A 238-nucleotide genomic window follows, 5' to 3' on the forward strand; every position below is an offset into this window, starting at 1 on the left:
GGTCCAGCGTTCCCATGTTGTCGTTGCGCCATTGTTGATTGAATAAAACCATGAGGCATAACTTTCTTGAAATAATAGTTCATAGACTAAATCGCTACGGCCAGCTTTTTGCAAAGCTGATGCTAGTAGCGGGGTTCCCAAGAAACCGGTGCGAAGGTGATTGTCAGCTTTAGCGATGAGCTTAATAAGTAGGTGCTGTGCTTTGTTAACCTCTGCTAGCTCGAGTAGATTGAACTCC

General features: G+C 45.0%; 1 protein-coding gene. It reads right to left on the reverse strand.

The genetic code is table 11. The annotated features are described in order from the left end of the window. Positions 1 to 238: hypothetical protein (locus tag R0J88_RS23340; protein WP_410901367.1), on the reverse strand; the 238-nt coding region annotated here is incomplete at both ends.

The sequence above is a fragment of the Pseudoalteromonas sp. SIMBA_162 genome, from assembly GCF_046535955.1.
Classification (GTDB): domain Bacteria; phylum Pseudomonadota; class Gammaproteobacteria; order Enterobacterales; family Alteromonadaceae; genus Pseudoalteromonas; species Pseudoalteromonas marina.